This window comes from Candidatus Dorea massiliensis AP6, assembly GCF_964245105.1.
In the GTDB taxonomy this organism is placed as follows: Bacteria; Bacillota; Clostridia; order Lachnospirales; family Lachnospiraceae; genus Laedolimicola; species Laedolimicola intestinihominis.
Window position 1 is genome coordinate 301,455 of the sequence record NZ_CAXTKW010000002.1, and the last position, 6,594, is coordinate 308,048.

General features: G+C 47.0%; 6 protein-coding genes. 5 read left to right on the plus strand and 1 reads right to left on the minus strand.

Going from position 1 to position 6,594, the window contains the following annotated elements:
- Nucleotides 1-49 precede the first annotated feature (49 nt).
- The 5 genes from ACESZP_RS03850 to ACESZP_RS03870 all read left to right on the plus strand — a co-directional run bounded on the left by ACESZP_RS03850 (nt 50) and on the right by ACESZP_RS03870 (nt 4,701).
- On the plus strand, nt 50-1,255 hold the full coding sequence (locus tag ACESZP_RS03850; RefSeq protein WP_440321680.1) for a phosphoglycerate kinase: 1,206 nt from the start codon (nt 50-52) through the stop codon (nt 1,253-1,255).
- A gap of 153 nt (nt 1,256-1,408) precedes the next feature.
- A complete protein-coding gene (gene tpiA, locus ACESZP_RS03855; protein ID WP_158363370.1) occupies nt 1,409-2,158 on the plus strand; it encodes a triose-phosphate isomerase in 750 nt (249 codons plus the stop codon).
- Between the two features lie 170 nt (nt 2,159-2,328).
- On the plus strand, nt 2,329-3,672 hold the full coding sequence (locus tag ACESZP_RS03860; RefSeq protein ID WP_499708085.1) for a tyrosine-type recombinase/integrase: 1,344 nt from the start codon (nt 2,329-2,331) through the stop codon (nt 3,670-3,672).
- Between the two features lie 468 nt (nt 3,673-4,140).
- A complete protein-coding gene (locus tag ACESZP_RS03865; RefSeq protein WP_499708086.1) occupies nt 4,141-4,509 on the plus strand; it encodes a hypothetical protein in 369 nt (122 codons plus the stop codon).
- A gap of 9 nt (nt 4,510-4,518) precedes the next feature.
- Nucleotides 4,519-4,701 carry a hypothetical protein gene (locus ACESZP_RS03870; protein ID WP_499708087.1) on the plus strand — a complete coding sequence of 61 codons (183 nt, stop codon included), beginning with the start codon at nt 4,519-4,521 and terminating at the stop codon, nt 4,699-4,701.
- Nucleotides 4,702-5,611: 910 nt separating this feature from the next.
- Here the strand turns inward: ACESZP_RS03870 and ACESZP_RS03875 are convergent.
- Nucleotides 5,612-6,594 (minus strand): relaxase family protein (locus tag ACESZP_RS03875; RefSeq protein ID WP_499708088.1); only part of this gene is annotated, 983 nt, incomplete at its 5' end.

Genomic DNA, 6,594 nt, shown 5'->3' on the forward strand with positions numbered 1-6,594 from the left:
ACCGGACCTCTTTTTATTATTTATCCATGACAAGTAAGGAGAGATTGAGATGTTAAACAAGAAATCTGTAGATGACATCAACGTAAAAGGACAGCGTGTCCTGGTAAGATGCGATTTTAACGTACCGCTGAAGGATGGCAAGATCACAGACGAGAATCGTCTGGTTGCAGCGCTGCCGACCATCAAGAAGCTGATCGCTGACGGCGGAAAGGTTATCCTTTGCTCCCACCTGGGCAAGCCCAAGGGAGAGCCGAAGCCGGAGCTGTCCCTGGCGCCGGTAGCCAAGAGACTTTCCGAGCTTCTGGGCCAGGAAGTAAAGTTCGCAGCTGATCCGGAGGTTGTAGGACCGAACGCAAAGGCAGCTGTAGAAGCTATGAAGGACGGCGAGGTAGTTCTTCTTGAGAACACCCGTTACCGCGCAGAGGAGACCAAGAACGGCGAGGCATTCTCCAAGGAGCTGGCTTCCCTGGCAGACGTATTTGTAAACGACGCATTCGGAACCGCGCACCGCGCGCACTGCTCCAACGTAGGCGTAACTCAGTATGTAAAGACTTCTGTAGTAGGATACCTGATGCAGAAGGAGATCAACTTCCTGGGCAACGCAGTCAACAACCCGGAGCGTCCCTTCGTAGCGATCCTGGGCGGCGCAAAGGTAGCAGATAAGCTGAACGTAATTGCAAACCTGCTTGAGAAGTGCGACACCCTGATCATCGGCGGTGGAATGGCTTACACCTTCCTGAAGGCAAAGGGCTACGAGGTAGGAACCTCTCTGGTAGACGATGAGAAGATCGACTACTGCAAGGAAATGATGGAGAAGGCTGAGAAGCTTGGCAAGAAGCTGCTTCTTCCGGTTGACACCACCATCGCAAAAGAGTTCCCGAACCCCATCGACGCAGAGATCGAGGTATCTGTAGTACCGTCCAATGAGATCCCGGCTGACATGATGGGTCTGGATATCGGAACCAAGACCGCAGAGCTGTACGCTGAGGCTGTGAAGTCTGCGAAGACTGTAGTATGGAACGGACCGATGGGCGTATTCGAGAACCCGATCCTGGCAAAGGGTACCATTGCAGTAGCAAAGTCCCTGGCTGAGACAGACGCAACCACCATCATCGGCGGCGGCGACTCCGCAGCAGCAGTCAATACCCTTGGCTTCGGCGACAAGATGACTCACATCTCCACAGGCGGCGGCGCTTCCCTGGAGTTCCTTGAGGGCAAAGAGCTTCCGGGCGTAGCAGCAGCAAACGATAAGTAAACACTTAATGAAGGCGAGCGGTTGGCGAAGCCTGAATTTAGTGTGAACTTACTTGTCGACACTTAGTGAAGCCAAGCTGAAAGCGCAGGCTGAACTTAGTGACGAGAAGTATCCTTAAGTTATTTTATATAAAAGATAGAGGAGAACAAAACAATGGCAAGAAAGAAAATTATCGCTGGTAACTGGAAAATGAACATGACTCCCAGCGAGGCAGTAGAACTGGTAAACACCTTAAAGCCGCTGGTAGCAAACGATGACGTAGACGTAGTATTCTGCGTACCGGCTATCGACATCATCCCGGTCGTAGAGGCTACCAAGGGATCCAACATCCAGGTTGGCGCTGAGAACATGTACTTCGAGGAGAAGGGCGCTTACACAGGTGAGATTTCCCCGAATATGCTGACAGACGCAGGCGTAAAGTACGTAATTCTTGGACATTCCGAGAGACGTGAGTACTTCGCAGAGACCAGCGAGACTGTAAATAAGAAGATGCTGAAGGCATTTGAGCATGGTCTTACACCGATCATGTGCTGCGGCGAGACTCTGACTCAGAGAGAGCAGGGCGTAACCATGGACTTCATCCGTCAGCAGGTTAAGGTTGGTTTCCAGGGCGTAACCGCAGATCAGGCTAAGGAAGCAGTTATCGCTTACGAGCCGATCTGGGCTATCGGAACCGGTAAGACAGCTACAACTGAGCAGGCACAGGAAGTTTGCGCAGGCATCCGCGCATGCATCGCAGAGATCTACGATGAGGCAACTGCAGCAGCTATCCGTATCCAGTACGGCGGATCTGTAAACGCAGCTACCGCACCGGAGCTCTTCGCACAGGCAGACATCGACGGCGGCCTGGTAGGCGGCGCAGCTCTGAAGCCGGACTTCGGAAAGATTGTAAATTACAAGTAAGTCTGAAATTTTAGGCAAAATAACCAAATATAACGCTATAAAACGTGATAAAAAGCCATTTAATTTAGCTAATATTGCTAATTGAATGGCTTTTTATTATGCTTTATAATCTTTTTAGTATCACCTTTTAGTATCACCCTAGTATCACCTTTTTAAAGGAGGGATAATAAGTGAAAAAGCACGGAGAAGGAAGTGCAAGACAATTAGAAAATGGATCTTGGGAATGTATGGTTCAAAGTAAATATATAAACCCTGATTCAAAGGATATGAGTCCGAAAAGAATTAAGCGCCGGGGCAAAACGGAAAATGACGCAAGGAAAAAAGCGAAACAGGCATTATTGGTATGGGAAAAGAATTATGAAGAAACTCGTTTAAATAAAAAGATGGATAAGAAAAAAACGTTTGGCCAATATATGGATGAGTTTATAGAAACAGAAGTGAAGCCAGAGGTTGCGGGAGCTACATATAAAAGTTATGTCTATACTCTTCAAGCAAATTTTTACAACTGTAAAATAAGCAATTACCGCTTGGAGGATCTTAATAAGGTTGAATTTGAAACCTATTTTGATTCAATTATAAAAAAGAAGAGCAATAAAACGGCGAAGGTTCCCATGCAGTTATGCAAACGTTGTTGTGAATGGTTAATAGTTAAATCCTTGCTAAAGGAAAATTATGCAGCGCAGGCCAAAACAAAAAAGGAAATTAAAGATGAATATTTCCGGAAGGATGTTCAGGATGAAAAAAGCAGAAAAAAGATTTTTTCAAATGAAGACATTATAAAATTTTATGAATCATATAAGAATAACATGTCAGAATATAGTGCGGCGATTATCTTGATTTTGGAAACAATGATGCGCGGCCAAGAGTTGTTAGCCCTGAATATTGATGATGTAGATTTTGAAAATAATACAATTACTATTCGTTGTGCGGTAAGCGAGCGTTTCATAGATAATGATAAAGGCAATGGACTGGAAAAATATATAAAAGTTCCTAAAAATGGGAAAGAAAGAACAATTTATATGACACCACTTGCACGAGAGGTAATACAGTATATGATAACGCAAACTAGATTAAAGTGCCGCGACAATCCTCAAAATTTGGTGTTTCCGTCCTATTTAATGAACGGAAAAATGAGAAGTATGGATGCATTTGAGATACAGTTGAAAGATTTGTGTAACAAATTGGGAATTGACAGAGATGTTCGAGTGACAAAATGCGGAAGAAAGCAAGGACTAAATGTCCATGCATTGAGGCATACAGCAATTACCATTGCTAATACAGCGCCTAATGCTAACGTTGTAAATACAGCGTTAATGGCTGGGCATACTGCGATACGGACAGAGAATATATACACGCATGCCAATATTGAGGCTTTTAAAAATATTCAAACGGCGGGTGGCACAGTGCTTGGTGTAGGAGAAGAAAAGCTGGATAATGGTACAAAAGAATTTTTAAGCCTAATGAAGGAAAAAGGAATTAAGCTTGAAAAATTAGCAGCATTATTCACGGATTAAAATTATGTTGTAACATAGTGATTACATGAAAGGCGCTTTAGGCTAAAGGGAAAATAGCATAAATCCTTTAGCCTTTTTTCTAAAATTCCTTCAAATTCGGCCTCTCAGGCCGAAGACAAATCCCCAAACATCATTTATGATTATATCAAGAACAGCAAAAACCTGTTCACAGACAACTGAATAGCAGTTACAGCATGGAAAATTCCGGCGTATATTCGGCAGAATATCAGCGGGGCCTGCGAGGAGAGTTGATGGACCGAGAGGTGAAGATGGAGCAGGTACAGATTGGATTGATTACGGCGGAAGGATAATAACTCACGAAGGGAGCTTGAAGTGGTTACCTGGCCCTCGAAATAAGCAGCAGAGGGGACGAGCGGTATATAGAATACCGGTCTTGTGAACATCAGAGGATGTCATGCGGCAGGGTTGCCAGTAACTCCCACGTACACGGGGCGAAGAGGAACAAGCGTGTACTTACATGGAAAATATGAAATGCGCTCCATTAATGAACAGTGTGTCCGGCAGTTGAATGGAGAGGTAGATGAAAGCGATATTCAGGCAGTGATGCGGATGGAGCGTAGCGGATTGAACGGAGATTATACCAGAATCATTGAAAATGAGGTTCGGACTTTCATGGGGCAGATTTATCATTCCATCCGGGAGCATGGCTACAATCTTCAGACCACGCCGTTGATTTTTGTAGGAGGCGGGGCAGTCGTGATGAAAAATTATGGCCCGATACAGCAGGGAAATGTGACTTACAATCTGGATATCAAGGCCAATGCAAGGGGATATGAATATCTCACCTATACGGCGCTCCGGCAGATGCGCAGATAAGGAGCAGACATGAGTTTATCAACGATTCGGAAAATGACGCTCAGGCTCAATATGGAGGAGCCGAAGCAGGCCGAGATCTACCAGATACTGACCAGTCTGGACAAATATATTTATAAATCCCAGAATCAGTTTCTGGTAGACGCGCTGCAGTTCTACATTGAACATAGCGGAACGAGTGCCTGGCAGACCTGAAAAGACAGATGTTGCAGGAACGTGATTTGACGGCAAAAAGTGCTGGCAAAATGAAAAAATGACGGCAAAAGATGACGGCACAGAGGAAAAGTGACGGCAAAAAGTGACGGCACAGAGGAAAAGTGACGGCAAAAAATGCCGTCAAAACGAAAAAATGACGGCAAAAGATGACGGCAAAGTAAGAAAATGACGGCAAAAAGTGCCGTCATTCTATGATATCAGGGGTTTTAGGGGATTTTCCCCTAACCAGAGGCATTTGGACGGTGACGTCACAAATGCGTATCTGGCAAGAGACCGACAGGGCTCTTGAAAAGAAGGGAGGAATAGAGAACGGAAGAAACAAAAATAGAGTGGATAAAAAATACGGATGATTTTCTGGACTGGATGACGGTCCACCAAAGCTATTCGGCAGTTTTCAAAAAGGATGCGGCGGCTGTGCTGTTCTATGTAGAGCAGATGCAGTACGAGATTGGCAGTCGGGACGGGGAACTTGTACGGCGGAAAATTGGAAAAGAGGAAGTAGAGTCATACCGGTATGAGGATTTGATTGATGATGTAGATATCTGGATTTTTGGAAAAATATTGGAATTGAATGGGCTTCGAGATGATTGTCGTAATGACATTGAGCGGGCTGTCCATGAAAGTGAATATCAGAAGCTGAAGGAGGATGAGCGGCGTGTCGGAAAACTGTACGAGAACCGTTATGGTGTTCACAAAGTAGCTTACAAATATATAACCCAAGGGCCTCTGTTTTTTTGCGCCATTTTAGGGGCTGCCGCTAAGTGGCAAGCAATGCCTCTGTGGCCACAAGTGGCACAAAGGCGGCTTGTTGGGGCTCGCCCCAAACCCGTATCTTCGGGCCAACATGGCCCGAAGTGTCAGCGTCGCTTTGCTCCTTATTTTCATAACCTTAACGCTCCTTTTCCTGCTTTCTTCCCGGCTCGGTGTAGCCCATCAGAGTGTCAATGTTCGCCTTGATCGTGACGATCTCCTGCATATCCCGTCGTGCCTTCTGGTATTCTCCATAGAGCTGTTTTTTCTTTGCTGTGAGCTTGCGGCCTTCCTCCTTCAGCACATCCATTTTAGGGAGCTTCGCCCCGCCCAGCAGAGAGCGCATTTCCGCTTGTGCAGCCCGGTACAGTTCAAGGTCGGCCTCATGCTCCGCAAGGAATTTCCGGCTGTACTTCGTCGCCTTATACTGCTCAAAGACTGGGCGGGTTTTGGCATACTGAACCGTTGCGGCCTTTAGCCCGGCATTGGTTTTCATGGCCTGTTCCGTCTGCTTGATCTGTTCGGAAATAACATGGAAACGGTCTGCCGCCTCGGTGGCTTTCTTCGCCAACTGCTCATAATCGGTCAGGTTATTGTCCTGTATATAGGCAAGAGCGGCGGCCATCTGCTTAATGTTAAATACCTTCGCCCAGCGTTCATATCCCGGCCCCTTACCGGCAACCAGCTTTGCTTGAATATCCACCGCCAGACTGATTTTCCGCTCCGAGCGCCCGGGGCGTTTTTCTTTGCCCTCAATGGCGGACAGAACATCTTGCAAGTCGTAGCCGTCCCCCAGCGTGGAGGCACGCAGACGGGTGAAGCGTTCCTGTCCCTGCCCGGTCAGCCGGAAGCTGATACCGCCGCCCCGAACCGTCTTGACCTCATACCCGGCCCGCTTCATCAAATTGAGAAATTCGTCCAGATCAGCGGGGCGTTCCGCCAGCGCAGTATCAATAACAAGGCGCAGTCGGTCCTGATAGGAAAGCGGCCCTTTCCGGTCTTTCTGCCACTCCCCATAGTTCCGATACTTGCTCTTGCTCCGGGGCTTCGGGTTCTCCACGATGGACAGCCCGTTTTCAAGGCACAGCCTGTCAGAGAGCCGCCGAAGGGCGAAGCTGGAGC